Below are 24,732 nucleotides of genomic sequence, written 5' to 3'. Positions count from 1 at the left end.
CAGCCGCACCCGGCGCCCACACGGCCGACGGACCGGTCAGCTCAGGACACCGTCAGGATCCCCCGCATGAAGTGGTGGAGGGTGCACAGGTACGAGGAGGCGCCCGGCCGGGCCGGCGCGGTGAAGGTCGCGGACGCGCCCGGGGCGATGGTGCCGGTGTCGAAACTGCGGTCCTGGGCGGTGAGGGTGTGGTCGACGGTGTCGGCGTTGCGGACCGTGACGACGGCGCCCGGGCGGACGGTGAAGTTCGCCGGCTCGAACACGAAGTCCCTGATGGCCACCGCCCCCGGGCCAGGAGCGGTGGCCGAGGACGGCGAGGCGGCCGGGGCAGCCGGAGTCGCCGGGGCGGACCCGCTCGGCCCCGGGCCTGAGGTCGAGCCCGAGTCCGGACCCGAATCCGGGCCTGCGTCCGGGCCGCCCACGCTGACGGAGCAGGCGGCGAGGGCGGCGCCGAGGAGCACGGCGGCCACGGCCCGGGCCCGCGACCGCATCAGGAACTGAAGAGCGGGACCCGCCGGGCGTCCGAGGACGCGGGCGGGGTGGCGCCGAGGTCGGAGACCGTGGCGATCAGGACGGCGTCCGCGCCCGGGATCCAGTTGACCGTCTTGGACTGGACGACGAGCTGCCGCTGCCGCGCCGTCCCGTCGCAGATCACGTCCGCCTCGGCCGTCCGGCTGGAGCCGAAGGCCATCGAGGAGGTGTCCTCCGGGTCCCGCTGCTCGACCGAGACGGTGAGCGACCGGGCCTCCTCCGCGACCCCGCAGACGTACTCGACGTCGACCCGGACCCGGCCGGGGACCTTCGGGTCGATCCGGGCCTCACCGAGAGTGACGCCCGTGGGGGCCGCGTCCCCGTCCCGCACCCGGGCCGGGGCGGCCACCGAAGCCGCGGCCGGCGCCGGGTCGGCGGCCAGGGCGGGTACCGTGAGCCCGCCGAGGGCCGTGGTGAGGGCCGTCACAATGATCCACCGCTGCACTGCCAACCTCCCATAACTGAAACCGTGTTGCGGCCGACGCTAACCGCCCCGCCAGTGGCCCGCGCGCCGGAGCGGGCACCCGTCGCACGGACAGCCCAGCCACGACGGCGACCCGCCGTCACCAACGGCCCAACCCGCCGCCCGACCGCCCGTCACACCGGACCGGCCCGCCGCGACGACCCTCCGTCACCAGCCACCCCGCATGGACCAGCGCCCCTTTGGCCGCCCTCCCCAGGGCCGCCTGAACGGACGAAGGGCCCGCCGCGCGGTACGCACGACGGGCCCGGGGCGGCGCAGTGTTCGGGGTTCAGACCGCGGCGAGCTCAGGACGCGGCGAGTTCATGGCACAGCGGGCTCAGGACGCGGCGAGCCAGGCGGCCGGGCCGCCGACCTGGGCCCAGTTGGTGCCGCCCAGCCACTTGAAGACGCCGCTGCGGTCCGGGCTGAGCCCGTACACGGTGCCGGCGCCGTCGATGCTGAACTCCGCGCCGGGGCCGCCGATCCGCGACCAGCTGTTGGGCGCCCCGCCGTAACGGAAGACGTCACCGCTGGTCGGGTTGGTGGCCAGCAGGGTGCGGCCGCCGCCGGCCACGATGCTGCCGGCCGGGCCCCCGACCTGGGTCCAGTTGGTACCGCCCTGCCACTGGAACACGCCACCGCGGTCCGGGCTGAGCCCGTACACGCCGCCCGCGTCGTCGACGGCGAACTGGGCGCCGGGGCCGCCGATCCGCGACCAGTTGTTGGGCGCCCCGCCGTAACGGAAGACGTCACCGTTGGCGGGGTTGGTGGCGATCAGGGTGTTGCCGCCGGCGACGATGCTGCCGGCCGGGCCCCCGATCTGGGTCCAGTTGGTACCGCCCTGCCACTGGTACACGCCACTGCGGTCCGGGCTGAGCCCGAAGACGTGGCCGCCGCCGTCCACGGCGAACTGGGCACCCGGACCGCCGATCCTCGTCCAGTTGTTGGGGCTCCAGTTGTACGCGTAGAGGTCGCCGGTGGCCGGGCTGGTGGCGACCAGACCGCCACCGCCGGAGACGATGGTGGCGGCCGGGCCGCCGACCTGGGTCCAGGTGGCGCCGTTCCAGTTGAAGACGGCGCCGCGATCGGGGGCGAGCGCGAAGAGGGCGGTCGAGACCGCGATCGGGGCACTCGGCCGCGCGACGGACGCGGCCGCGCTCACCGGTGCGGGTGCGACGGCGGACGCCGTGGTGGCCTGGGCCGGGACCGCCAGCAGCGGGGCGGCTCCGAAGGCGAGCGCCAGGCCGGTGAGGAGGAGTTTGCGGGTCGTGGCACGGAGGTGCATCGCTTCCAACCTTCTGATGGTTTGGGAGTGCGAGTGGCACGTGCTGTTGATCCGAGTGGCTGATCCGAACTGCCTATAATAGGCATGGACATGCCAGGCGCCAGTCTTGCCTACCGCTCCACGGCCTGTCCTACGACGAACTGCGGATTGTCCGCCGCACCCGGGTGCGGTACAAGGCGTCCCCGGGCCCGCCGCGCCCTCCACGCGGCGGGCCCCTCAAGGACGCGAGGCACTACCGGCGCCTGGCGCCGACCTCGGAGCCGGTGTTCTCGCCCTCACCCTGGTCATCGTTCCGGTCGTCGTTCCGGTCCCGGTCGCCCCAGCCGTCGCTGCGGTCGCGGTACAGGGTGAAGCGGTCGAAGAGCACCGGCGTCGGGAACGGGTTGGCCGCGGTGGCGGACGGGGAGTGGTAGTAGCTGACGGTGATGGTGGTGCGGCCGCCCGGCACCGGCCCGGGGTCGACGTCGAAGACCGCGACGCCGTACGGGAAGGCGGTGTCCGGGTCGGTGACCGCGGACCAGTGGGCCTTCTCCTTCGCGTCCGGGTCGGCCTTGAAGGTGAGCCGCTGGGTGCGCACGGAGGCCTGGCGGACGCCGTCCGCGTCGGCGGGCAGGTAGACGTCGTCGTGGCCGGCGGTGCCGCCGCCGCCGAGGATCAGGTGGACGGTGCCCTGCGAGGTGTCGATCCGGCGCAGGTCGTCGTCGGCGACGGCCGGGGTGAGCAGGCCGCCCGGCTCGGTGCCGCGGACGGGGTGGGTGCGCTCGTAGTCGTGGTCGTGCCCGGCCAGGACGAGGTCGACGGAGTAACGGTCGAGCAGCGGCAGCAGCTTCTCGCGGATGCCCATGTCGCCGCCGTGGCTGGCGGCCGAGGAGGACATCGCGAACTGGTGCAGGTTGACGACGACCCAGTCCACCGCGCGGCCGCGCCGGGCGCGCGCCAGGGTGCGCTCCAGCCAGCGGAGTTGGGCGCCCTCGCTGTAGTCGCTGATGTAGATGGACTGGCCGGTGACCGGGTCGAGGCTGGCGTCGTCCTCGACGGCGATCTCGTTGCCGTCGAGGCTCACGAACAGCACCGAACCGACCTGGAAGCTGTACCAGTTGCCGCAGTAGTCGCGGGTGCCGTTGTCGGGCAGTTCGAAGCGCGTCAGATAGGAGGCGTAGCCGAGGTCCCCGCCGCCGGCCTCGACCTCGTGGTTGCCGGGCGCGGGCATCCAGGGCCGGCTGGCGGCCGACTTAGCGAGGTTGTTCATGAACGCGTTCCAGCACTGCGGCTGGCGCTGCGGGTTGTTGTTGGCGTACGCGAGGTCGCCGTTGAGCAGGTGGAACAGCGGCGCGAACTGCTCGACCTGGCGGACGGCGGCGGCGCCGTGGATCGAGGACTTGCTGAACACGTTGTCGCCGGTGCCGAGATCGCCGAAGCTGGTGAAACGGAACGCGGCCCGGCCGCGCGCGGGCGCGGTGCGGAAGGTGCCGCGCACCGGGCCGGAGCCGTCGTGCAGCACCTCGTAGACGTACGTGGTGTCGGGCCGCAGGCCGTCCAGGCGGACGTGGTGGGTGTACGTCTCGACCTTGTTGAGCCCGTCGACGTAGGTGCGGGTCTCGGCGTCCACGGTGTGGCCGGCGCCGCCGCGCGGGGTGCCGATCCGCACCCGGGGGCGGCGCACGGTGGCGGCCGTCGCCCAGGAGACGGTCATCTCGCGGGACGGCTCGTTGCCCCACTGGAGGTGGATCTGCTCCGGTCCTGGGGTGCCCGCCAGGGCCGGCTGCGTCCAGAGGAGGGTGGACACGGGCAGCACGGCCAGCGCACCGGCCGCGGTACCCGTCCGAAGGACCGTTCTGCGCGAGGGATGTGACACTGCCGCCTCCAAGGCTCCGGGAAACGCCCAGGAGAGTCCCAGCCGAACCGGGCGCCCGGGCCACCGGCGAAGGTTCTTCCGGCGAACGCCAGTTGAACGCTGGATCGGATCGGGCGGCGATCAACCGTGACACCGGCCAGGCCGGTCACGCCAGTCACACCGATTACTCCGGTTACTCCGGTTACACCGGTTACACCGGTTACGCCGGGAGGATTACCGATCCCTGACGGCCGGTCCGTCCACGCCCGGTCCGCCGCACCGCGCGGCTAGCGTCGGCGGCATGGAGATTCTGGTCACCGGCGGAGCCGGGTTCATCGGGTCGGCCGTGGTCCGCGCGCTGGTCGCGGCCGGGCACGGGGTGCGGGTGCTGGACGCGCTGCTGCCCGCCGTCCACCCCCCGGGGCGGCCGCCCCGACTGCCCGAGGGCGTGGCCTTCGCGCAGGGGGACGTCCGGGACGCCGCCGCCGTGCAGCGGGCGCTGGCCGGGGTGGACGCGGTCTGCCACCAGGCGGCGATGGTCGGCCTCGGGCTGGACCTCGACGACGCCCCCGCCTACGCGGGCTGCAACGACCTCGGCACGGCCGTCCTGCTCGCCGCGATGGCCCGCAACGGCGTCCGCCGCCTCGTCCTGGCCGGCTCGATGGTGGTGTACGGGGAGGGCCGCTACCGCTGCCCCGCGCACGGCGACGTCGCCCCGGGCCCGCGCCGCCCGGCCGACCTGGAGGCCGGGCGCTTCGAGCCGCCCTGCCCGGTCTGCGGCCGCGCCCTGAGCCCCGGGCTGGTCGCCGAGGACGCCCCGGCCGACCCGCGCAGCGTGTACGCGGCCACCAAGCTCGCCCAGGAGCATCTGGCCTCCGTGTGGGCCCGGGCCTGCCAGGGCGCCGTCCTGACGCTCCGCTACCACAACGTGTACGGGCCGGACATGCCGCGCGACACCCCGTACGCGGGGGTCGCCTCGCTGTTCCGCTCGGCGCTGGCCCGGGGCGAGGCCCCCCGGGTGTTCGAGGACGGCGGCCAGCGCCGGGACTTCGTCCACGTCGAGGACGTCGCCGCGGCCAACCTCGCCGCACTGGAGGCCCTTGCCGCCCGCGCGCCGGGCAGCTCCCGCGCCTACAACGTGGGCAGCGGCGAGGTCCGCACGATCGGCGAGCTGGCCGGAGCCCTGGCGGCGGCGTACGGCGGCCCGGCACCGCTGGTGACCGGCGAGTACCGCCTGGGCGACGTCCGGCACATCACCGCCGACTCCTCCCGGCTGCGTGCCGAACTCGGCTGGCGCCCGCAGGTGCCGTTCCCCGCCGGGATGGCCGAGTTCGCGGCGGCGCCGCGGTCCGGCGCCGCACCTGACGACCCGTCCGATGTCGGCCGGAACTCGCCGGTGAAGAGCGGAGGATGGGGCTAGCCTGGCGGCATGGTTGCAAACTACAAGGGAGATGTGGCCGTGAACGACCAGGAATTCGTCAGCGCACCCGCCCTGATCCTCCGGTCCCTCTCCGCCGACCCCGGCCGGCGGGCCATCGTCACCGCCGACGGCGTCGAGATCACCGCCGGCGACTTCGCCGCCGCCACCTACCGCCTCGCCCACGAGCTCATCGCCCGGGGCGTCACCCGCGGGGACACCGTCACCCTCCTCACCGGCAACACCGCCGAGGCACTCGGCGCCCGCTACGCCGCGGGCCTCGCAGGTGCGCGGGTGGTCACCCTGTACGACGGCATGAGCACCCCGGTCCTGGCCGAGGTCGCGGCGAGCGTCGACGCCGCCGTCCTCCTCGTGGATGCCGAACGGTACGCGGAGGCCGCCGAGTTGCTGCCCCTGATCGACGTGCCGACGGTCCTGCGCCTCGGCGCCGGACCGGCGGCCGTCGGCGAGGACGTGATCGCCGCCGCCGCGAACCGCCCCGCCGAGCCGCCCGCCGTCCGGATCGGCCCGGACGACGACCTCGGCATCCGCCACACCGGCGGCACCACCGGGATCCCGAAGGGCATCGTCAGCCTGCACGGCCCCTACCGCGGCGTCTTCGACACCTCGTTCGGCTCCGCCGGCACGGCCGACGAGGCGCCCCGCTTCCTCGCCGCCACCTCGCTCGCCCACCTCGCCGGGATCTTCTCCGACCTGACGCTCCACCACGGCGGCACAGTGGTCCTCCAGCGCACCTTCGACCCCGGCGAGGTCCTGGCCGCCGTCGAGCGCGAGCGCATCACCAGCCTCTGGGCGCTGCCGCCGCTGCTCTACCAGCTGCTCGACCACCCGGCGATCGGCCGCACCGACCTGTCCAGCCTCCGGCAGATCATGTACGGGGGCTGCGCCGCCTCGCCGACCCGGATCCGCGAGGCGCTCAAGGTGTTCGGGCCGGTCCTGGTGGGCATCTACGGGATGTCCGAGGCGCAGCTGATCTCCTTCCTCACCCCGGAGGGGCACGACCGGATCGCGCAGGGCGGCCAGGTCTCGGTCGGCCGGCCCCTCCCGGGCGTCGACGTGGAGATCCGCGCCGAGGACGGCACCGGGCTGCCGACCGGAGAGCAGGGCGAGGTCCACATCCGATCGGCCGGACTCATGGCCGGGTACTGGAAGCGGCCCGACCTGACCGCCGAGGTGCTGCGCGACGGCTGGCTGAACTCCGGCGACGTCGGCTACTTCGACGCGGACGGCTACCTCTACCTGGCCGACCGGGTCAAGGACCTGATCATCGTGGTCGGCGGGCACGTCTACCCGTCCGAGGTGGAGGACCTGCTGCTCACCCACCCGGCGATCGCCCGCTGCGCGGTCTTCGGGGTGCGCGACGGGCAGGAGGCGGAGCACGTCCACGTCGCCGTCGTTCCCGCTCCGGGGCAGCAGCCCGAGTTGGCGGACGTCCAGGCGTTCGTCACGGCCCGCAAGGGGCGGATCTACGCGCCGGAGGCCCTGCACCTCGTGGACGAGATCCCGCTGACGTCGGTCGGCAAGCCGGACAAGAAGCGGCTGCGCGAGGCCGTGGCCGAGTAGGCCGAGTAGGCCGCGCGCTCGAAAGGCGGACCCCGGGACCTGCCTCGTCATTCCCTCCGGGCGCGCGGCGCGGGCAGGGCGATCTCGAAGCAGCAGCCCCCGGCGACGTTGCGCACCTCCGCCCGCCCGGCGTGCGCCTCGACGATGCCGCGCACGATGGCGAGCCCGAGCCCGGCACCGCTCTCGCCGGGCTCGCCGGCGGCCCGGCCGTCGTCGCGGCGCGGCGTGCGGGCGGAGCCGCCGCGCCAGCCCGTCTCGAACACCCGGGGCAGGTCCTGTTCCGGGATGCCGCCGCAGCCGTCGGTCACCGACAGCACCACCTCGTCGGCCTCCCGCCGGGCGGCGACGGCCACCACGCCGTCCGCCGGGGTCGAGCGGATCGCGTTGACCAGCAGGTTGCCGAGCACCCGGGTGATCTCCCCGCTGTCCACCTCGACCGGCTCGGCCGCCGCCGGCTCGTCGGCCACCTGCCGCCCCTCCAACCGGACGCCGCGCCGCCGGGCCAGCGGGTACGCCCCGGCGAGCGCGTCGTCCACCAGGTCGTACACCGAGACCCTGGTGAGCGAGAGGGCGAGCGCGCCCGCCTGGATCCGGGAGAGCTCGAACAGGTCGTCCACCATGCCGGTGAGCCGTTCGACCTCGGTGCCGATCCGCACCAGGTAGCGGTCGGGGTCCTCGGCGACGCCGTCCTCCAGCGCCTCGGCCATCGCCCGCAGGCCGGCCAGCGGGGTGCGCAGGTCGTGCGAGATCCACGCGACCAGCTCCCGGCGGGAGTGCTCCAGGGCCTGCTCGCGCGCCCTGGACTCCGCCAGCCGGGCACTGGTGGCGGCCAACTCCTCGCTCAGCGCGGCGAGTTCCGCGCCGAGCGGATGGTCGGGCGCGGTGAACCCGGCGTCGCTGCCGACCGTCCGGACGGCCTCGGTCAGCGCCCGGCTGCCGGCCACCACCTGGCGGCCGAGCAGCGCGGCGGTGAGCAGCGAGACGACGGCGGCCATGCCGAGCACCGTGATGACCACGCCGAGGTCGTGGGTGGACAGGAACATCGCCTGCGCCACGGCGAACGTCCCGGAGGTCACCGCGAGGACGGTCACGACCGCCACGCAGAACAGGGACAGGGCGACGGAGCGGCGGCGCAGCAGCCGGATCGCCGCCCAGCCGAGCAGGCCGGCCCCGCCCGCGCCGAGGGCGGCGAACAGCGCGATCAGCAGCAGGTCCTTCACTCCGCACCGTCCTGCGGGCAGGCCCGGTCGCGGGGAGCCGGATCGTGAGGCGCCGGATCCTGGGGAGCCGGATCGTAGCGGTAGCCGACGCCCCAGACGGTGCTGATCAGGGCGGGCGCGGCCGGGTCGTCCTCGATCTTCTCGCGCAGCCGCCGGACGTGGACGGTGACGGTGGAGAGGTCGCCGAAGTCCCAGCCCCAGACCCGCCGCATCAGGCTCTGCCGGGAGAACACCGTGCCGGGGTGCCGGAGCAGGAACGCCAGCAGGTCGAACTCCCTCAGGGTGAGGGCGAGTTCGCGCGCGCCCCGGTGGGCGCGGCGGGCCTTCGGGTCGAGCGTGACGTCCCCCGAGCGCAGCACCCCGCCGACCGTCCCGTCGGCCGTCCCGTCACCCGGCCCGCCGGCGGTCCCGCTCCCCGCCCGGGCGCGGCGCAGCACCGACTGCACCCGCAGCACCAGTTCGCGGGGGCTGAACGGCTTGGTGACGTAGTCGTCCGCGCCCAGCTCCAGGCCGAGGATGCGGTCCGCCTCGTCGCCCTTGGCGGTGAGCAGCACCACCGGCAGCGCGGCGCCCCCGGCGGAGGCCCGCAGCCGGCGCAGCACCTCCAGCCCGTCGAGGCCGGGCAGCATGAGGTCCAGCACCAGCAGGTCGGGGCGGGTGCGCTCGGCGAGGTCCAGGCCCAGCGCACCGTCGGCGGCCCGGTCCACGTGGTGCCCGGCGCGGGTGAGGTAGCCGGCGACGACCTCGGCCACGGTCGGGTCGTCGTCGATCACCAGGATGTGCGAGGTGTCGTTCACCTCGCCGAGGATAGGAGGCCTCGGCGGTGGACGCGGACGGAAGCGGGCCCGCGTCCGCGTTCCGTAAGATCCGCCGCCCACCCGCCGCCCGACCCGGCCTGCTCCGGTCCACCCGGCCCGGCCTACCCGACCCGGCCCGATCCGCCGGACGGGTCAGCCGCCGAGGCGTCCGACTTCCGTAAGGCTGCGCCGCCGCCGCACCCCGCCGTCCCGCACTTAGCGTGGCCGGGTGACCTCACCCACCTCCCCCGTCTCCCCCGTCGACGTCGTGCTGCCCTGCCTCGACGAGGCCGCCGCGCTGCCCTGGGTGCTCGGGCGGATCCCGGACGGCTGGCGGGCCGTCGTCGTCGACAACGGCTCCCGGGACGGCTCCGCAGACCTCGCCCGCTCGCTCGGCGCGACGGTGGTCGAGGAGCCCCGGCGCGGGTTCGGCGCCGCCTGCCACGCCGGGCTGCGCGCCGCCACCGCCGACGTGGTCTGCTTCCTGGACTGCGACGGCTCCCTCGATCCCGCCCAGCTCCCGCTGGTCACCGGCCCGGTGCTGGCCGGCTCCGCCGACCTGGTGCTGGGCCGCCGCCGCCCGGCCACCGCCGGGGCGTGGCCGTTGCACGCCCGCCTGGCCAACACCGTCCTGGCCCGACGGCTGCGCGCCCGCACCGGCGCGCCGCTGCACGACCTCGGCCCGATGCGGGCCGCCCACCGGGAGCAGCTGCTGGCCCTGGGGCTCGGCGACCGGCGGTCCGGCTACCCGCTGGAGATGGTGCTCGCCGCCTCGGCCGCCGGGCTGCGGATCACCGAGACCCCCGTCGACTACCTGCCGCGCGCGGGCCGCTCCAAGGTCACCGGCACCCTGCGCGGCACCCGCCAGGCCGTCCGCGACATGCGGGCCGTGCTGGCCGCGCCCCCGCCGACCCTGCTGGTGATCGCCAAGTCGCCCGTCCCCGGCCGGGTGAAGACCCGGCTCACCCCGCCGTGCACCCCCGAACAGGCTGCCGCCCTGGCCGCGGCCGCCCTCGCCGACACCCTGCACACCCTGGGCACGATGCCGGCCGGGCGGCGCGTGCTCGTCCTGGACGGCGAACCGGGCGGCTGGCTGCCGCCGGGCTGGGAGGTCGTCGCACAGACCGGCGGCGGGCTGGACGCACGGCTGGCCGCCGCCTTCGCGCACGCGGCCCGGGTGGCCCCGCACGCCCCGGCGCTGCTGGTCGGGATGGACACCCCGCAGCTGAGCGCCGCCGCCCTGGCCGAGCCGCTGTCGGCCGCACGGCGGGCGGGCACGGACGCCTGGTACGGCCCGGCGGCCGACGGCGGCTTCTGGGCGCTGGGCCTGGCCCGGCCGACCGCCGAACTGGCCGCGCGCCTGCTGCACGGCGTGCCGATGTCCACCGCGAGGACCGGCGCGGCACTCCTGGAACGCCTCGCCGCAGCCGACTTGACGATCCATCAGTTTCCGTCGCTCACCGATGTGGACACCGTCGAGGACGCCCGCCGCGTCGCCGCCGAGGCCCCGAACAGCCGTTTCGCCGCCCAGCTGGGGACGGTCGACCTGAAGCCGGAGGTGGCGAGTTGACGACCACCACCGCCTGGGTGGACGACCCGTTCGCCGAAGCCGTCCGCACCGGGCGCGGCCCGCTCTGGCTGCGCCGCGAGGACGGCCACCGCCTCCGGCTGGACATCGAACGCTGGTGCGCCCCGGCGGCCGGCGCCGACCACAGCCTGCTCCGGCGCTGCGCCCGCCGGTCCGCGCCCGTCCTCGACCTCGGCTGCGGGCCCGGGCGGCTGGTCGCCGCGCTGCTCGCCCTCGGCGTCCCGGCCCTCGGCGTCGACGTGACCAGGGCGGCCGTCGCCCGCACGGTCGGACTGGGCGGCCCGGCGCTCTGCCGCTCGGTCTTCGACCGGCTGCCCGCCGAGGGCCGCTGGGGCGCCGCGCTCCTCGCCGACGGCAACCTCGGCATCGGCGGCGACCCGGACGCCCTGCTCCAGCGGGGCGCCGAGCTCATCGCGCCGGACGGGCTGTTGCTGGTCGAGGTGGAGCCCGTGGAGGTGGACGAGCAGGTCACCGTCCAGGTCGAGGGCCCGGACGGCCGGCTCGGGCCGGCCTTCCCCTGGGCCCGGCTCGGCACGGCCGCCGCCCTCCGGCGGGCCCACGCCGCCGCCGGACTGGTCGAGGCGGAACGCTGGACCTCGCACGGCCGCCGCTTCCTCGCCCTGCACAAGCGCTGAGGCGCACAAGGCCGCTGCTCCGGACGGCCACGGCCGCACCGCCCCCGGTGTGATCCCCGAGACGGCGGTGCGGCTGTCATGCCGCTCGGACGTCAGGGAGGCCAGAACGCCGCCCGCGATCGACAGGGCGGCGAGGAGGAAGATTGGCGCCGGGGTCCAAGGAGCCTTGCAGGATGCCGGTCGTGCACCACGCGTGCGGCTGTCGCCCAACCGCCTCTTGGCCCCACGGTCAGGGGTGCCCCGGCGGCACCCTTCGAGGCGTCCCGGCCGAGCCTGCCACATGCCCCGGGCCGCGACAAGACGTCCGACCGGCCGCCTACTCCCGGCCCACCGGCCGCCACTGCGGGTGCTCGCGCTCGGCCCACCGGCGCTCCACCAACCCGGTCCGCATCCCGAGCCGCGCCTGCGGATCCCGCCAGGCCATCCGGACGTGTCCGACCACCACCACGGCGATGGCGGCGGCCAGCCAGTCGTGGACGAAGGTCGCCCCGGTCCGCCAGGAGGGCGGGGCGAGGCGGGGCAGCCACATCAGCAGCCCGGTGCCGACGATCACCAGCATCGAGCCGAGCGTCCACTGCGCGTAGAGCTTCTGCCCGGCGTTGAACTTGCCCGCCGGCCGGTGCGGGGTGCGGCGCCGGACGGCGCGCAGCCAGTCCCAGTCCGCCGGGGTGAAGCGGCTCAGCCGGGCGGCGTCCGCGCGCAGCGCCCGCGAGGCGAGCCCGAGCAGCAGCGGCACGGGCAGCGCGAGGCCGCACCACACGTGCACCGTCACCACCAGCCGCCGGTTGCCGACCAGTTCGGCGAGCGGGGCGAGGTAGAGGCAGGCCGCCGTGGCCAGGCAGACGCCGGTCAGCGCGGCGGTCGTCCGGTGCACCCAGCGCTCGGCCCGGGTGAAGCGCAGCAGGAGTTCAGCCGGTGGGCGCATCGTCACGTCCGTTCGACCGGCCGACCCAGGCGTCGACGTCGTACCCGTCGCGCTCCCAGTAGCCCGGCTCCACCGAGCCGGTCACGGTGATCCCGGAGAGCCACTTGGCGGACTTGTAGAAGTACATCGGCGCGACGTACAGCCGCACCGGGCCGCCGTGGGTGTGGGAGATGGGGTTGTCCTGCATCCGCAGCGCGACCAGCACGTCGTCCCGTCGGGCCTGCGCCAGCGTCAGGCTCTCGGTGTACGCGCCGTCGAAGCAGCTGAACCGGACGGCCCCGGCCCCCGGCCGCACGCCCGCGGCGTCCAGCAGGTGCGCGAGCGGCACCCCCTCGAACGGGGTGTCCGGCACCCGCCACCCGGTCACGCACTGCACGTCCCGCACGAGCCGCCGCTGCGGCATCGCCCGCAGGTCCGGCAGGCGGAACGTCGCGGGCCGCTCCACCATCCCGTCCACGCTGAGCGTGTAGTCCGCCACGCTCCGCTCCGGGACGGACGACACCACCGAGTAGTACCGGAATCCGTTGTTGCCCGGCAGCAGCCCGCTCAGTCCGCTCGGGTCCCGTTCGGCCAACCCCGACTCGGCCCGTTGCAGGTACGGACCCGCCGCCACCCCGACGGCCCCGAGCCCGAGCAGCCCGAGCACCACCCGCCGCCCCACCGGGGTGCCCCTGCCTTCTTCGCCTGTTCTGTCCACGCCCCGATTGCACCAGCCCGAGGACGGCCGGCGCGAGGCCCGGCACCGGTCCGTCAGCCTTTCGTCATCTCCGCCAGCAGGGCCCCACGGCCGAGCGGCGGGGCAGCCGAGCAGCGGGAGATCGTTTTCCGGTCAAGTTCGACGATCTTTCGAATCCCGTATTCCCCCAGGTCCGACCGCGCCACTACGGTGCCACGCATCCCCGTTGTTCCCCTCTCCCCGGCCGGCCGCAACCGCCGGGGCTACCGATCGGACCGGTGCGCCGTGACCAGAATCCTCCGCCAGCTGTGGACCCACGCGGGAAGAGCGGCGGCCGTCGTCGCGCTCCTCGCCGCCGCCCTCACCGGCACGGCGGCCGGAACCGCCACCGCCGCCACCCCGGCCGCCCCCGCGGCAACCGCCTCGGTGGGCGGCTGGACCTGCCCCGGAACGCCCGTCCCGGACGGCTACGTCATCACCATGTTCAACTCCAGCGGCTGCAACAACCACGGCGCCTGGTTCCAGGCACCCGCCCAGAACCGCCTGTGGACCTGCTCCGGCTCGCCGATCGTCTCCGGCTACGTCCTGACCAACTACAACCCCCAGGGGTGCAGCGGCGTCGGCGCCTGGTTCCACGAACTGGTCCGCAACGGCATCTGGACCTGCCCCTACTCGCCGATCCCGGCCGGCTACCGCAGCACCAGCTACGACGCCCGCGGCTGCAACGGCCTCGGCGCCTGGCTCACCATCAAGGCCTGACCCACACCCGGCGGGGCCCGACCGGAACTCCGGTCGGGCCCCGTCCGCGTCGTCACGTTGTCACGTCGCCATTCCGGGCCGAACACTCCGCACACGCAGCACCTGCAACGCGCGCCGCACACACCGTTTCACCAGCAGAAAAGAAGTCCGCTCGCAGCGGACGAGAAAAAAGGCACAGGAGGAAAAACCACTCCCGGCCACTTCTAACTTATAGCGTACGGGGGGCCTTGCGGCAAGGCCCCGGTCGTGCCGCACAATCGTCGACCTGAACCGGAATCCGCGGAAATTTGGGGTCGCGAAAATGCGTGTGCTGTTGTCGACGTACGGGTCTCGCGGGGATGTCGAACCGCTGGTGGGGCTCGCGGCGCGGCTGCGGGAGTCCGGCTCGCAGGTGCGGGTGTGTGCGCCGCCGGACGAGGACTTCGCGCAGCGGTTGGCCCACATCGACGTGCCGCTGGTGCCGGTCGGCCCGTCGGCGCGGGCGCTGACGACGACGGCGCCGCCGCCGTCGTCCCTGCCGGAGCGCGCGGCCGCGGTGATCGCCGGGCAGTTGGAGGCGGTCACGGCGGCGGCCGAGGGCTGCGACGTGCTGGTGGCCACCGGCATGCTACCGGCTGCGGCGGGCGCGCTGTCGGTGGCCGAGAAGCTGGGCATCCGCTCCGTGTCGGTGACCTTCCAGCAGCTGACCCTGCCCTCGCCGGGCCGCCCGCCGCTGGCGTACCCGGGCCGGCCGTTCCCGCCGGAGGTGACCGACAACCGGGTGCTGTGGGGCCTGGACGCCGAGAGCATCAACGCGCTGTTCGGCGCGGCGCTCAACACCAACCGGGCGTCGATCGGCCTGCCGCCGGTGGACGACGTCCGCGACTACGTCATCGGCGACCGGCCGTGGCTGGCGACCGACCCGGTCCTCGACCCGTGGCAGGAACCGGCGGACCTGGACGTCGTGCAGACCGGCGCGTGGATCCTGCCGGACCGACGCCCGCTGCCGGCCGGGTTGGAGGCCTTCCTGGCCGCCGGCGCACCGCCGGTGTACGTGGGCTTCGGCAGCATGCCGATGCCCACCTCCCAGGACGCCGCCCAGGTGGCCGTCGAGGCGGTCCGCGCGCAGGGCCGCCGCGTGGTCGTGGCCCGCGGCTGGGCCAGCCCGGGGCGTGTCCGGGCCCCGATCGACGACCGGGGCGACTGCTTCGTCGTCGGCGAGGTCAACCAGCAGGCGCTGTTCGGCCGGGTGGCCGCCGTCGTGCACCACGGCGGGGCGGGCACCACGACGACGGCCACCCGGGCCGGCGCGCCCCAGGTCGTCGTCCCGCAGACCGCGGACCAGCCGTACTGGGCCAGCCGGGTGGCCGAGCTGGGCATCGGCGTGGCACTCGACGGGCCGACCCCGACCACCGACTCCCTGTCCGCCGCGCTCAGGACGGCTCTCGCTCCCGAGACCCGAGTGTGGGCGACCGCCGTGGCCACCATGATCCGCACCGACGGCGCGGCGCTGGCCGCACAACTGCTGCTCGACGCGGCCGGCCGCTGAGACGTGCCGGATAATTCCACCCGCCGCCACCCCCGATTTCCCGGCCGACCGCCCGAGGAATCGAAAAGCTCAAAGCACCTGGAGCCAGGTTTGTCCCCCATCTCGTCCTCCCCATCCGAGTCCTCCTCGTTCTCCTCGTCCTCCTCGTCCGAACCGAATTCGCCCGCCGACGACTGGCGGTCCGGCGAACTGCGGGCGGAGAACGCGTACGTCGGCAGGCTGTACGAGCGCCTCGAAGCGCAGCGCGCGCTCGCGGCCGCCCGGCTGCGCCAGGTCCACCTCCAGGAGAAGGGCGGGACGATCCAGGCCCTCCTGGAGCGCGACACCATGGAGATCCACCACACCCGCCGGCTGGCGGCGCTGCACGCCGCCGAGTACGGGCTGTGCTTCGGCCGGATCGACGACGCCGACGGCGAGCGGCAGTACATCGGCCGGATCGCCCTGTCGGACGACGACCACGAGCCGCTGCTCACCGACTGGCGGGCGGCGGCCGCGGAGCCGTTCTACCGGGCGACGCCCGCCGCACCGGGCGATGTGGTGGCGCGACGGCACCTGCGGACCAAGGGCCGGACCGTCGTCGACTTCGACGACGACGCCTTCGGCGTGGGCGCCCACGCGGGCCGCGGCGACGCCGAGCTCAGCGGGGAGGGCGCCCTGCTCGCCTCGCTGACGGCGGCCCGGACGGGGCGGATGGGCGACATCGTCTCCACCATCCAGGCCGAGCAGGACCGCGTCATCCGCGACGCGCTCGGCGGTGTCCTGGTCGTGCAGGGCGGCCCGGGCACCGGCAAGACCGTCGTCGCCCTGCACCGCGCCGCGTACCTGCTCTACACCCACCGCGACCGGCTGGCCAAGCACGGTGTGCTGGTCATCGGGCCGAACACGACGTTCCTGCGCTACATCGACCAGGTGCTTCCCGCACTCGGCGAGAGCGAGGTCGTGCTGAGCAGCATCGGCACGCTCTACCCGGGGGTGACGGGGACCGACACCGAGACGCCCGAGGCGGCCGCCGTCAAGGGCGACGCCCGGATGGCCCAGGTCCTCGCCGCCGCGCTGGAGGGCCTGCGGCAGCTGCCGGAGGAGTCGTGGACCATCACCGTGGGCAAGACCTCGCCCTACCACCAGGAGCTCCGGATCGGCCGGGCGCTCTGCGAGCGGGCCCACGCCGCCGCGCACCGGAGCGGCAGGCCGCACAACGCGGCCCGGGCCGACCTGGTGGAGCGGCTCTCCTCGGAGCTGGCCCTGCGGATCGCCCGGGACCAGGGCGGGAAGATGGACCTGGACGCCGTGGCGGACCTCGCCGACGCGCTCGTCAACGAGCCCGAGTTCCAGGCCGTGGCCCAGAAGCTGTGGCCGTTGCTGAACCCGGAGCAGGTGCTCACGAGCCTGTTCGGCTCCCCGGAGCTGCTGGCGAGCGCGATGCCGGACTTCACCGAGGCCGAACGCGCCGCACTGCTGCGCGAACTGCCGGGCCCGGAGCGGGAGTCCGCCGCCGAGGAGGCCGTGACCGCCGAGGAGGTCGAGGAGGCCGTGACCGCCGCGACCGCCCGGACCGCCCGGACCACCTGGACCGCCTGGACCGCCGACGACGTGCCGCTGCTCGACGAGGCCGCCGAACTGCTCGGCCCGCTTCCGGGCGCCGCCGTCGCCCGCCGGGCCGAGGCCGCCGCCGAGGCGGCGGAGCTGGAGTTCGCCAAGATCGTCCTCGACGACTTCGGCGTGGGCCTGGTCGAGATGGACGCGAAGATGCTGGCCCGCCAGTACCGCGGCGAGGAGTCGCTCCGGCCGCTGGCCGAGCGCGCGGCCGAGGACCGGACCTGGGGCTACGGGCACGTGATCGTGGACGAGGCCCAGGAGCTGTCCCCGATGGCCTGGCGGATGCTGGCCCGCCGCTGCCCCGGCCGTTCCATGACGATCGTCGGCGACCTGGCGCAGACCGGCGCGCCGGCCGGGCTGAGCTCCTGGGGCCAGGCCCTCGACACGTACACGGCGGGGCGCTGGCGCACGGTGGAACTCACCATCAACTACCGCACCCCGGCCGAGATCATGCAGGTCACCGAGGGCGTCCTGCGGGCGCTCGACCCGTCGCTCGCCGCCCCCACCGCGGTGCGCAGCGGCGGAACCCGCCCGTGGAGCCTGCGGATCCCCGCGGACGGCCGGGCGGCGGCCCTGCGCGGCGCCGTCGAACGGGAGCTCGCGGCGCTGGACGGCGGCCGGCTGGCGATCATCCACGCCCCCGACGCCCCGGCCGAACTGCTCGACGGGATCGCCGAGTTGGCAGGCGTCTGCGTCAACGACGGCCCGGCGTCGCTGGATTCGCCGGCCGTCCTGCTGACGGCCGCCCAGTCCAAGGGACTTGAGTTCGACGCCGTCCTGGTCGTGGAGCCCACCGAGATCCTCGCGGCGCACGCCCACGGCGTGAACGACCTCTACGTCGCCCTCACCCGTGCGACGAAGTCCCTCGGGGTGCTGCACAGCCGGGACCTGCCGGAGATGCTGCAGGGCCTGGAGCCCCGCTGAGGACGGCGGCCGCTCTCCCCCGCACCAGGGCGCCGACCGCGACGCACACCAACGCGGCGCCGTAGGCGGCCTGTTGGGCCTCGACCCCGCCCGTCAGATAGAGGTACTGCCCGGCGGCGGGGACGGCGAGCCACTCCCAGCGGCCGGTGAGGCCGACCAGGGCCACCACCAACAGGCCGTACCAGGGGTAGGCGGGCGCGGCGAGGAGCAGGGCCGTGCCGGTGACGAACAGGGCGCCGTCCCAGGGGCGGGCGGGGTCGCCGCGCCGGAGCACCCACAGGGCGACGGCGGCCAGGACCGCCCCGGCGGCCCACGGCAGCAGGGCGTCCGGCAGGAGGAGGGCGAGCAGGCCGAAGCGGTCCAGGTGCCCCTGCTCGTACCCCTCCTCCTTCAGGTAGCCGGGCAGGTAGCCGAGCACACCGGTGCCGGAGGCGGCGAGGTAGGGCAGGTAGGCCAGGGCGAACGCGCCGAGCGAGGCGCCCAGCAGCAGGGCGCTCTCGCGCGGGCGTCGGCGGGCCAGCGCGCCCGGCAGGGCCAGTGCGGGGATCAGCTTGACCGCCACGGCCGCGCCGAGCAGCGCGCCGGCCCGCGTCGCCTTCCGCCGGGCCGCGTACCCGAGGCCCACGACCAGCAGCAGCGCCCCGAGGGTGTCCACGTGCGCGTCGTTGACCGACCACACCGTCACGCCGGGGCACCACCCCCACAGCGCGGCCCGCCGGCTGCCCCGCCCGATGACGAGCAGCGCCCCCGTGGTCGCCACCGCGAACAGGGCGCCGGCGGCCTGCATCCCGCGCACCCCTCCCCCGAAGGGGTGCAGGGCGAGGAACCAGGCCTCCGCGACCGGCGGGTAGATGGTGTGCACGGCGGGCCGGTTGATGCGGGTGCAGTCGCCGGCGGCGGTGCGCCGCTCGTCCCAGCCGTCGCAGGCGCCGCCGGCCGGCCACAGGTCGGGGGTGCGCAGCCGAGCGAGCGCCGGGTCGTCCGGGGTGTGCGCGTACGGGGAGGTGCCGGCGGCCTGGACGCGGCCGTCCCAGACGTAGCGGTAGGCGTCGTCGCTGGTGCGCGGCGGGGCGAGCAGGCCGACGGCGGCGACGGCGACGCTCCCGGCCAGGACCAGCGGCACGACCTGGCGGCCGCCCACTCGGCGCAGCGCCAGCAGGGCGAGCACGTACAGGGCGGCGTCGACGGTGTACCAGGTGTACAGCGGTGCGCGGTGGCCGAGCGTGCCGCCGCCGGTGACGGTGAGGGCGAGCGCGGCGGTCAGGGCGGTCAGGGCGGCCGGCGCGAGCAGACAGGGCAGCACGCGGGCGGGCCGGAGGCGGGTGGGCGGCACGCGGGCGGGCCGGAGGCGGATGCGCAGGGGGCGGGTGGGCACGCGCCCACCCTGCCACCGGGCGGCGGCGCGCGACCGCAGCGGCGTGGCGCCGTTCGGATTCCGTAAGCACGTCGTGCCGCTGCGAGGCGGGGGCCCGGCGGTTCCATGGACGGGTGACTCCGAACCTCCTTCCGCGATTCCGCTCGGCGCTGCACGAGCCGCGCACCGCCGTGGTGCTCGGCCGCTGGCTGGGCGCCGCGCTGCTGGTGTGCTTCCTGACCGGGCTGGTCAGCCACGCCCTCCAGGACCCGCCCGGCTGGCTGACGCCGTATCTGCTGAGCCGCCCGGTGAACGGCTACCGGGTGACCCAGGGGCTGCACGTGATCAGCGGCCTGGCGGCCGTCCCGTTGCTGGGGGCGAAGCTGTGGACGGTCTACCCGCAGCTGTTCGCGTGGCCGCCGGTGCGCGGCGTGGCGCACGCGCTGGAGCGGCTGGGGATCTTCGTGCTGGTCGCGGCGATGCTGCTGGAGCTGTTCACCGGGCTGTTCGACACCCTGCAGTGGTATCCGTGGCCGTTCCCGTTCCGCCAGACGCACTTCTGGCTGGCCTGGCTGGCCACCGGCGGCCTGTTCGTCCACCTCGCGGCCAAGGGCCCGCTGATCGCGCGGCACTGGCGCCGCCCGGCGGCCGGGCTGCCGCAGCGGCGGGCGTTCCTGGCCGCCGTGACGGCCGCGGTGGGCGCGGTCACGCTCACCACGGCCGGGCAGACCGTCCCCTTCCTGCGCGGGCTGGTCCTGCTGGCCCCGCGCCGCCCCGACCTGGGCCCGCAGGGGCTGCCGGTCAACCGGACCGCCGCGCAGGCCGGGACGGTCACCGTGCCGGCCGACTGGCGGCTCCGGGTGGACGGCCCGCAGCCGTACCGGCTCTCCCTTGCCGAGCTGCACCAACTCCCGCAGTACGAGGTCGAGTTGCCGATCGCCTGCGTGGAGGGGTGGAGCTTCTCGGCGCGCTGGACCGGGGTGCGGGTGGCCGATCTGCTGGTCCGGGCGGGCGCCCCGGCCGGCTCGGGCCTGCTGATCACCTCGCTGGAGGCGGACGGCCCGTACCGGGAGACGCGGATGCCCGCCGAGTACGCCGTCGACCCGCTCACCCTGCTCGCCCTGCGGATCAACGGCGAGGTGCTGACGGCGGACCACGGCTTCCCCGCGCGGATCATCGCGCCCAACCGGCCCGGGGTGCTGCAGACCAAGTGGGTCGCGCGCCTGGAGGTGATCTGATGCCCCGGTGGCTGCGCGCGGTGCTGCTGCTCGGCGGGCTCGCCCTGATCGGCTTCGGCCTGTCGGGCCTGCTCACCGACTCCTACCTCACCGACCCGCTCGACGTAGCGGTCTGGGCGGTGGGCGGGGTGCTGCTGCACGACGGGCTGTGGGTGCCGCTGCTCTGCCTGGTCGGCGCGCGACTGGCGCGCGACTGGGCGCTGCGCGGCTGGCTGATCGTCGCGGCGGCGGTGAGCGCGATCGGGCTGCCGGCGGTGCTGCGGGACGGCGAGAACCACGGCAACTCCTCCGTCCTGCCGCTGCCGTACCTGCGCAACTGGCTGCTGGTGCTGGCCGCCACCGCCGGGCCGGTGCTGCTGTTCGCACTCGTCCGGTGGTGGCGGCGGCGCCTGCGGGTCAGACGCCCGGCAGACCCGTCGTGAGCCCGTCCAGGGCGTGCGAGCAGACGCAGTCCCGGGCGGCGGGCAGGCTCTCCAGCGCCTTGAACAGCACCGTCCGCAGCCGGTCGACGTTTCCGGCGAAGACCTCCAGCACCTCGGCGTGGGTGACGCCCTCGCCGCTCTCCACGCCCGCGTCGAGGTCGGTGACCAGCGCCAACGAGGTGTAGCAGAGGCCGAGTTCGCGGGCGAGGACGGCCTCCGGGTGGCCGGTCATGCCGACCGCCGACCAGCCGTTCGCGGTGAACCAGCGGGACTCGGCGCGGGTGGAGAAGCGCGGGCCCTCGATCACCACCAGGGTGCCGCCGTCCACCGGCTCCCAGGCCGCGCCCCGGGCGGCGTCCAGGGCGGCGCGCCGCCCGTCCGGGCAGTACGGGTCGGCCATCGAGACGTGCACCACCTCGGGCACCGCCCCGCCGGGCAGCGGCAGACCGTCGTAGTAGGTCTGCACCCGGCCGGAGGTGCGGTCGACGAACTGGTCGGGCACCAGCAGCGTGCCGGGCCCGTACTCCGGGCGCAGCCCGCCGACGGCGCACGGCCCGAGCACCTGGCGCACGCCCAGGGAGTGCAGCGCCCACAGGTTGGCCCGGTAGTTGATCCGGTGCGGCGGCAGGCCGTGGCCGCGCCCGTGCCGGGGGAGGAAGGCGACCCGGCGGCCGGCCACCTCGCCCAGGAACAGCGCGTCGCTGGGCGGCCCGTACGGCGTGTCGACGCGCAGTTCGGTCACGTCGTCGAGCAGCGCGTAGAGCCCTGAGCCGCCGATCACGCCCAGTTCGGCGCGCGGAGCACCGGTTCCCTGATCGATCGTCATCGTTCGTACCCTTCCTCGGGGAGGCGTCCCGGCCACTCTAGGGTCCGCGCGGCGGCACCGGTCCTTACGGTTCCGGGACGGCGGGCGGGACCAAATGGCCGCGGGCCGTCGGGGTGGTCCGGGGCGGCCGAGCGGGTGACTTGCCGGACGTGTCGGCGGCGGCGCCCCCCACCCGGCGTGCGTCGGTTGGTGTGCGCCGCCTCCGGGCGGTGCGCGCCCTGTTCCCGAAGTTGAGAGCCGCCGATGCCTCCCACCGTTCGTCTTCGCCGCCTCGTCCCCGCCGCCCTGTGCGCGCTCGCCGTGGCCCTCACCGCTCCCGCGGCCCAGGCCGCTCCCCCGGGCCGCGGCCCGGGCACCGACCCCGGCCGGGGGTACGACGGAGGGAGGTACGACTGGGAGAGCGTGGCGGCCTGCGAGAGCAGCGGCGACTGGCACGTCAACACCGGCAACGGCTACTTCGGCGGCCTCCAGTTCGACACCCCCACCTGGCGCGACAACGGCGGCCTCGCCTACGCCCCGCGCGCCGACCTCGCCAGCCGCGAGGAACAGATCGCGGTGGCCCAGCACCTCGCCGGGCGGCGCGGCCTCTCCCCCTGGCCGGCCTGCGGCGCCCGCGCCACCCGCGGCCACGACCGCGAGCGCGACGCCGCCCTGCCCCCGCCGCCCGCACCCGCACCCGCGCCCCCGGCGGACAGCGACAGTGCCGGCGCCGAGGCCGGCGACGGCGGGTGGACGGTCCGCGAGGGCGACACCCTGGGCGACCTCGCCGAAAGCCTGCGCGTGCCCGGCGGCTGGCCCGCCCTCTACGCGCTCAACCGCGCCGCCATCGGCGACGACCCGGACCTCATCCAGCCGGGCACCGCGCTGCGCCTGCCGTCCTGAACCCGGCTCCCGCACAGCAGTCGGCCCGCCCGGTCTCACAGGACCGGGCGGGCCGACGGCGTTGTGCGGCGGAGCGTCAGCCGACGTGGACGCGCGGGCGGCGGCTGCGGTCGGGTTCGGCCTCGCGCAGCACCTCGCGGGTGACCGGGGCCACCTCGCCCTGGCCGAACAGGAAGAACCGCAGGAACTGGGCGAAGGGGTTGCCCTCGGTCCACTCGAAGTAGAGGTGCGGCTGCTGCCCGGTGCGGTCCCGGATGGTGAGGGCCAGCGCGGCGATCGCGTTCGGGATGCTGGAGCTCTCCAGCGTCAGCACCCGGTAGCGGCCGTGCAGCACCTCGCCGCGCACGGTCAGCTCGGTCTCGAAGTCGGAGGCGTCCCGGACGGTCACCTCGACGAAGACCAGGTCGTCCTCACCGGGGATGTCGTTGTCGGCGCGGATCTGGCGGATCTTGTCGCGGTACTCGGCGACGTCGCGGTGGGTCGGCTCGTTGGCGATGAGCCGCAGCGGGCGGTGCGCGTAGTCCCTGACGAAACGTTCCGCCACGTCGTCCAGCACCACATCGGTGACGCGCAGCTCGAAGGCACGGCGCAGCCGGGAGAGCAGCGAGACCAGGATGATGCCGGCGATGAAGCAGGCACCGATCTTCAGACCGTCCGGCCGCTCCAGGCAGTTCAGCACGGTGGTGTACAGGAAGATCGCCGCGATGATCGCGAAGGCGGTGGTCCAGCCCCGCTGCTTCGCCTTGTACGCGGCGATGGTGACGGCGATGGCCGCCGAACTGATCAGCACCAGCACGCCGGTCGCGTACGCGCCGCCCTGGGCGTCCACGTTGGCGTCGAACAGCCAGGTGACCAGGAAGCCGATCAGGGTCAGCACGATCACCATCGGCCGCACCGCGCGGGCCCAGTGCGGGGCCATGCCGTACCGGGGCAGGTAGCGCGGCAGCAGGTTGAGCATGCCCGCCATGGCGGAGGCGCCGGCGAACCAGAGGATGGCGATCGTGGACAGGTCGTAGACGCTGCCGAAGGTGCCGCCCAGGTACTCGTGGGCCAGGTAGGCGAGGGCGCGGCCGTTCGCGTCGCCGCCGGGCTTGAACTGGTCGGCCGGGATCAGCAGGGTGGTGATGAAACTGGTGGTGATCAGGAAGCAGCTCATGATCACGGCGGCCGTGGTGAGCAGCTTGCGGGTGCCGCGGATCCGGCCGGTGGGCTTCTCCTCGGTGTCGTCCGGGTCCCCCTCGATGTGCGGCATCACGGCGACGCCGGTCTCGAAGCCGGACAGGCCGAGCGCCAGCTTCGGGAAGACCACCAGCGCCACGCCCACCATGATCACCGGGTTGCCGTGCTGGGCGGTCAGCGCACTGGTCCAGTCCGTGACCACGTGCGGCGCCTCGATGATCTTCCAGATGCCGACGGCCACCACGACCACGTTCAGCACCAGGTAGACCGCGACCAGGGCCACCGCCAGGCCGATCGCCTCGCTGAAGCCCTTCAGGAACACCGCGCCGAGCAGCGCGACCAGGACCAGCGTGATCAGCACCTGCTTGCCGCCGAGGACGCTGGTCAGGTGCGGGTTCTCCACCAGGTGCGCGCTCGCGTCGGCGGCCGACAGGGTGATCGTGATGAGGAAGTCCGTCGCCGCGAAACCGAGCAGCGCCAGGACGAACAGCTTGCCCTTCCAGAACGACAACAGCCGCTCCAGCATGGCGATCGAGCCCTCACCGCGCGGGCTCTCCTGCGCGACCCGCCGGTAGACCGGCAGCGCGCCCAGCAGGGTGACGATCACCAGCACGATCGTCGCGATCGGCGACAGCACGCCCGCGGCCAGGGCGGCGATGCCCGGCTGGTAGCCGAGCGTGGAGAAGTAGTCCAGGCCGGTCAGGCACATCACCCGCCACCAGCGCTGGCCCTTGTGCGCGCCGGAGTCCCCCGCCTGCGCGCCGCCCTGCGAACCGTCCTGGCCGGCCTCCCCGGTGGCCGGCTTGTCCGCCGACACGTCCTCCAGCAGCCAGCCGCGCAACCGTATTCGCGCCGACGACGGTTCCGCCGTCGCCGCCTCCGTCAAACCCGACGAAACCACCTTGCACCTCTTGTTAAAGACCCCGTAAAAGCGCCGTCGGGCGACGGCAGTGCGACAGGCTATGCGACCGGCGTTAAGGACGCGTCATCGCCCCGCGTTAAGAAAACGTCATTGCCCCGCAGGTCGCGGCGGGTGGTGCGGCCGGTGACGGTGCGCCCGCGGCCGGGC

At 74.9% G+C, this 24,732-nt stretch carries 21 protein-coding genes and 1 pseudogene; 11 read left to right on the top strand and 11 right to left on the bottom strand.

Annotated elements, in window-relative coordinates:
• Positions 1-41: 41 nt before the first annotated feature.
• From AB0R04_RS29640 to AB0R04_RS29625, 4 genes are all read right to left on the bottom strand, one after another.
• Positions 42-491 carry a cupredoxin domain-containing protein gene (locus AB0R04_RS29640; protein WP_363376620.1) on the bottom strand — a complete coding sequence of 150 codons (450 nt, stop codon included), beginning with the start codon at positions 489-491 and terminating at the stop codon, positions 42-44.
• On the bottom strand, positions 491-958 hold the full coding sequence (locus AB0R04_RS29635) for a hypothetical protein (RefSeq protein ID WP_363376618.1): 468 nt from the start codon (positions 956-958) through the stop codon (positions 491-493). Before AB0R04_RS29635 ends, AB0R04_RS29640 begins: the two co-directional genes overlap by 1 nt.
• A gap of 373 nt (positions 959-1,331) precedes the next feature.
• Complete coding sequence (locus AB0R04_RS29630) at positions 1,332-2,279, bottom strand: hypothetical protein (RefSeq protein ID WP_363376616.1); 948 nt, start codon at positions 2,277-2,279, stop codon at positions 1,332-1,334.
• A gap of 232 nt (positions 2,280-2,511) precedes the next feature.
• On the bottom strand, positions 2,512-4,065 hold the full coding sequence (locus AB0R04_RS29625) for a metallophosphoesterase family protein (protein WP_363376614.1): 1,554 nt from the start codon (positions 4,063-4,065) through the stop codon (positions 2,512-2,514).
• 349 nt (positions 4,066-4,414) lie between these two features.
• Between AB0R04_RS29625 and AB0R04_RS29620 the strand changes: the two genes are divergently transcribed.
• Together AB0R04_RS29620 and AB0R04_RS29615 are read left to right on the top strand one after the other, a co-directional pair.
• Complete coding sequence (locus AB0R04_RS29620) at positions 4,415-5,533, top strand: NAD-dependent epimerase/dehydratase family protein (RefSeq protein ID WP_363376613.1); 1,119 nt, start codon at positions 4,415-4,417, stop codon at positions 5,531-5,533.
• 39 nt (positions 5,534-5,572) lie between these two features.
• A complete protein-coding gene (locus AB0R04_RS29615; protein ID WP_363376611.1) occupies positions 5,573-7,114 on the top strand; it encodes an AMP-binding protein in 1,542 nt (513 codons plus the stop codon).
• 47 nt (positions 7,115-7,161) lie between these two features.
• Here the strand turns inward: AB0R04_RS29615 and AB0R04_RS29610 are convergent, their stop codons facing one another.
• Both AB0R04_RS29610 and AB0R04_RS29605 read right to left on the bottom strand, forming a co-directional pair.
• Complete coding sequence (locus tag AB0R04_RS29610) at positions 7,162-8,334, bottom strand: HAMP domain-containing sensor histidine kinase (RefSeq protein WP_363376610.1); 1,173 nt, start codon at positions 8,332-8,334, stop codon at positions 7,162-7,164.
• Entirely contained in the window at positions 8,331-9,131 is an 801-nt protein-coding gene (locus tag AB0R04_RS29605) for a response regulator transcription factor (protein WP_363376608.1), read from the bottom strand. Before AB0R04_RS29605 ends, AB0R04_RS29610 begins: the two co-directional genes overlap by 4 nt.
• A 229-nt stretch (positions 9,132-9,360) precedes the next feature.
• Here AB0R04_RS29605 and AB0R04_RS29600 point away from each other — a divergent pair.
• The 3 genes and pseudogenes from AB0R04_RS29600 to AB0R04_RS29590 all read left to right on the top strand — a co-directional run.
• Positions 9,361-10,038, top strand: a pseudogene (locus AB0R04_RS29600) (glycosyltransferase family 2 protein); the annotation flags it as partial.
• The gene (locus AB0R04_RS29595) at positions 10,012-10,701 is read left to right on the top strand and encodes a DUF2064 domain-containing protein (protein ID WP_363376660.1); all 690 of its coding nucleotides are present in this window, start codon (positions 10,012-10,014) and stop codon (positions 10,699-10,701) included. The pseudogene AB0R04_RS29600 and the gene AB0R04_RS29595, both read left to right, overlap by 27 nt.
• Positions 10,698-11,354, top strand: coding sequence for a class I SAM-dependent methyltransferase (locus tag AB0R04_RS29590; RefSeq protein WP_363376606.1), 657 nt, complete (start codon positions 10,698-10,700; stop codon positions 11,352-11,354). Before AB0R04_RS29595 ends, AB0R04_RS29590 begins: the two co-directional genes overlap by 4 nt.
• Before the next feature lie 316 nt (positions 11,355-11,670).
• Here the strand turns inward: AB0R04_RS29590 and AB0R04_RS29585 are convergent, their stop codons facing one another.
• Together AB0R04_RS29585 and AB0R04_RS29580 are read right to left on the bottom strand one after the other, a co-directional pair.
• On the bottom strand, positions 11,671-12,279 hold the full coding sequence (locus AB0R04_RS29585) for a cytochrome b/b6 domain-containing protein (RefSeq protein WP_063346572.1): 609 nt from the start codon (positions 12,277-12,279) through the stop codon (positions 11,671-11,673).
• Positions 12,263-12,976 carry a molybdopterin-dependent oxidoreductase gene (locus AB0R04_RS29580; RefSeq protein WP_363376604.1) on the bottom strand — a complete coding sequence of 238 codons (714 nt, stop codon included), beginning with the start codon at positions 12,974-12,976 and terminating at the stop codon, positions 12,263-12,265. Before AB0R04_RS29580 ends, AB0R04_RS29585 begins: the two co-directional genes overlap by 17 nt.
• A gap of 264 nt (positions 12,977-13,240) precedes the next feature.
• On the opposite strand from AB0R04_RS29580, the gene AB0R04_RS29575 reads away from it, so the two are divergent.
• The 3 genes from AB0R04_RS29575 (at position 13,241) to AB0R04_RS29565 (ending at position 17,762) form a co-directional block, all read left to right on the top strand.
• On the top strand, positions 13,241-13,714 hold the full coding sequence (locus AB0R04_RS29575; RefSeq protein ID WP_244293291.1) for a hypothetical protein: 474 nt from the start codon (positions 13,241-13,243) through the stop codon (positions 13,712-13,714).
• 301 nt (positions 13,715-14,015) lie between these two features.
• Positions 14,016-15,242 (top strand): glycosyltransferase, encoded by a 1,227-nt coding sequence (locus tag AB0R04_RS29570; protein WP_363376601.1) that lies wholly within the window; start codon positions 14,016-14,018, stop codon positions 15,240-15,242.
• Between the two features lie 90 nt (positions 15,243-15,332).
• On the top strand, positions 15,333-17,762 hold the full coding sequence (locus tag AB0R04_RS29565; RefSeq protein ID WP_363376599.1) for an ATP-binding domain-containing protein: 2,430 nt from the start codon (positions 15,333-15,335) through the stop codon (positions 17,760-17,762).
• Here the strand turns inward: AB0R04_RS29565 and AB0R04_RS29560 are convergent.
• Positions 17,683-19,137, bottom strand: coding sequence for a glycosyltransferase 87 family protein (locus AB0R04_RS29560; RefSeq protein WP_363376597.1), 1,455 nt, complete (start codon positions 19,135-19,137; stop codon positions 17,683-17,685). The two genes, AB0R04_RS29565 and AB0R04_RS29560, sit on opposite strands and share 80 nt — an antisense overlap.
• Before the next feature lie 113 nt (positions 19,138-19,250).
• Between AB0R04_RS29560 and AB0R04_RS29555 the strand changes: the two genes are divergently transcribed.
• Together AB0R04_RS29555 and AB0R04_RS29550 are read left to right on the top strand one after the other, a co-directional pair.
• Positions 19,251-20,354 (top strand): molybdopterin-dependent oxidoreductase, encoded by a 1,104-nt coding sequence (locus AB0R04_RS29555; protein ID WP_363376595.1) that lies wholly within the window; start codon positions 19,251-19,253, stop codon positions 20,352-20,354.
• Complete coding sequence (locus tag AB0R04_RS29550) at positions 20,354-20,776, top strand: hypothetical protein (protein ID WP_363376593.1); 423 nt, start codon at positions 20,354-20,356, stop codon at positions 20,774-20,776. Before AB0R04_RS29555 ends, AB0R04_RS29550 begins: the two co-directional genes overlap by 1 nt.
• Here AB0R04_RS29550 and AB0R04_RS29545 read toward each other — a convergent pair.
• The gene (locus AB0R04_RS29545; RefSeq protein WP_363376591.1) at positions 20,751-21,602 is read right to left on the bottom strand and encodes an S-methyl-5'-thioadenosine phosphorylase; all 852 of its coding nucleotides are present in this window, start codon (positions 21,600-21,602) and stop codon (positions 20,751-20,753) included. The two genes, AB0R04_RS29550 and AB0R04_RS29545, sit on opposite strands and share 26 nt — an antisense overlap.
• Positions 21,603-21,845: 243 nt before the next feature.
• Between AB0R04_RS29545 and AB0R04_RS29540 the strand changes: the two genes are divergently transcribed.
• On the top strand, positions 21,846-22,484 hold the full coding sequence (locus AB0R04_RS29540) for a transglycosylase family protein (RefSeq protein ID WP_363376589.1): 639 nt from the start codon (positions 21,846-21,848) through the stop codon (positions 22,482-22,484).
• Between the two features lie 76 nt (positions 22,485-22,560).
• Here AB0R04_RS29540 and AB0R04_RS29535 read toward each other — a convergent pair whose 3' ends face one another.
• Entirely contained in the window at positions 22,561-24,549 is a 1,989-nt protein-coding gene (locus AB0R04_RS29535; RefSeq protein ID WP_363376588.1) for an amino acid transporter, read from the bottom strand.
• Positions 24,550-24,732 lie beyond the last annotated feature (183 nt).

It is taken from the genome of Kitasatospora sp. NPDC056731 (genome assembly GCF_040687675.1).
Taxonomy (GTDB): Bacteria; Actinomycetota; Actinomycetes; order Streptomycetales; family Streptomycetaceae; genus Kitasatospora.
Note: the sequence above shows the minus strand (reverse complement) of the source record. Positions and strands in the feature narration are given on the sequence as shown.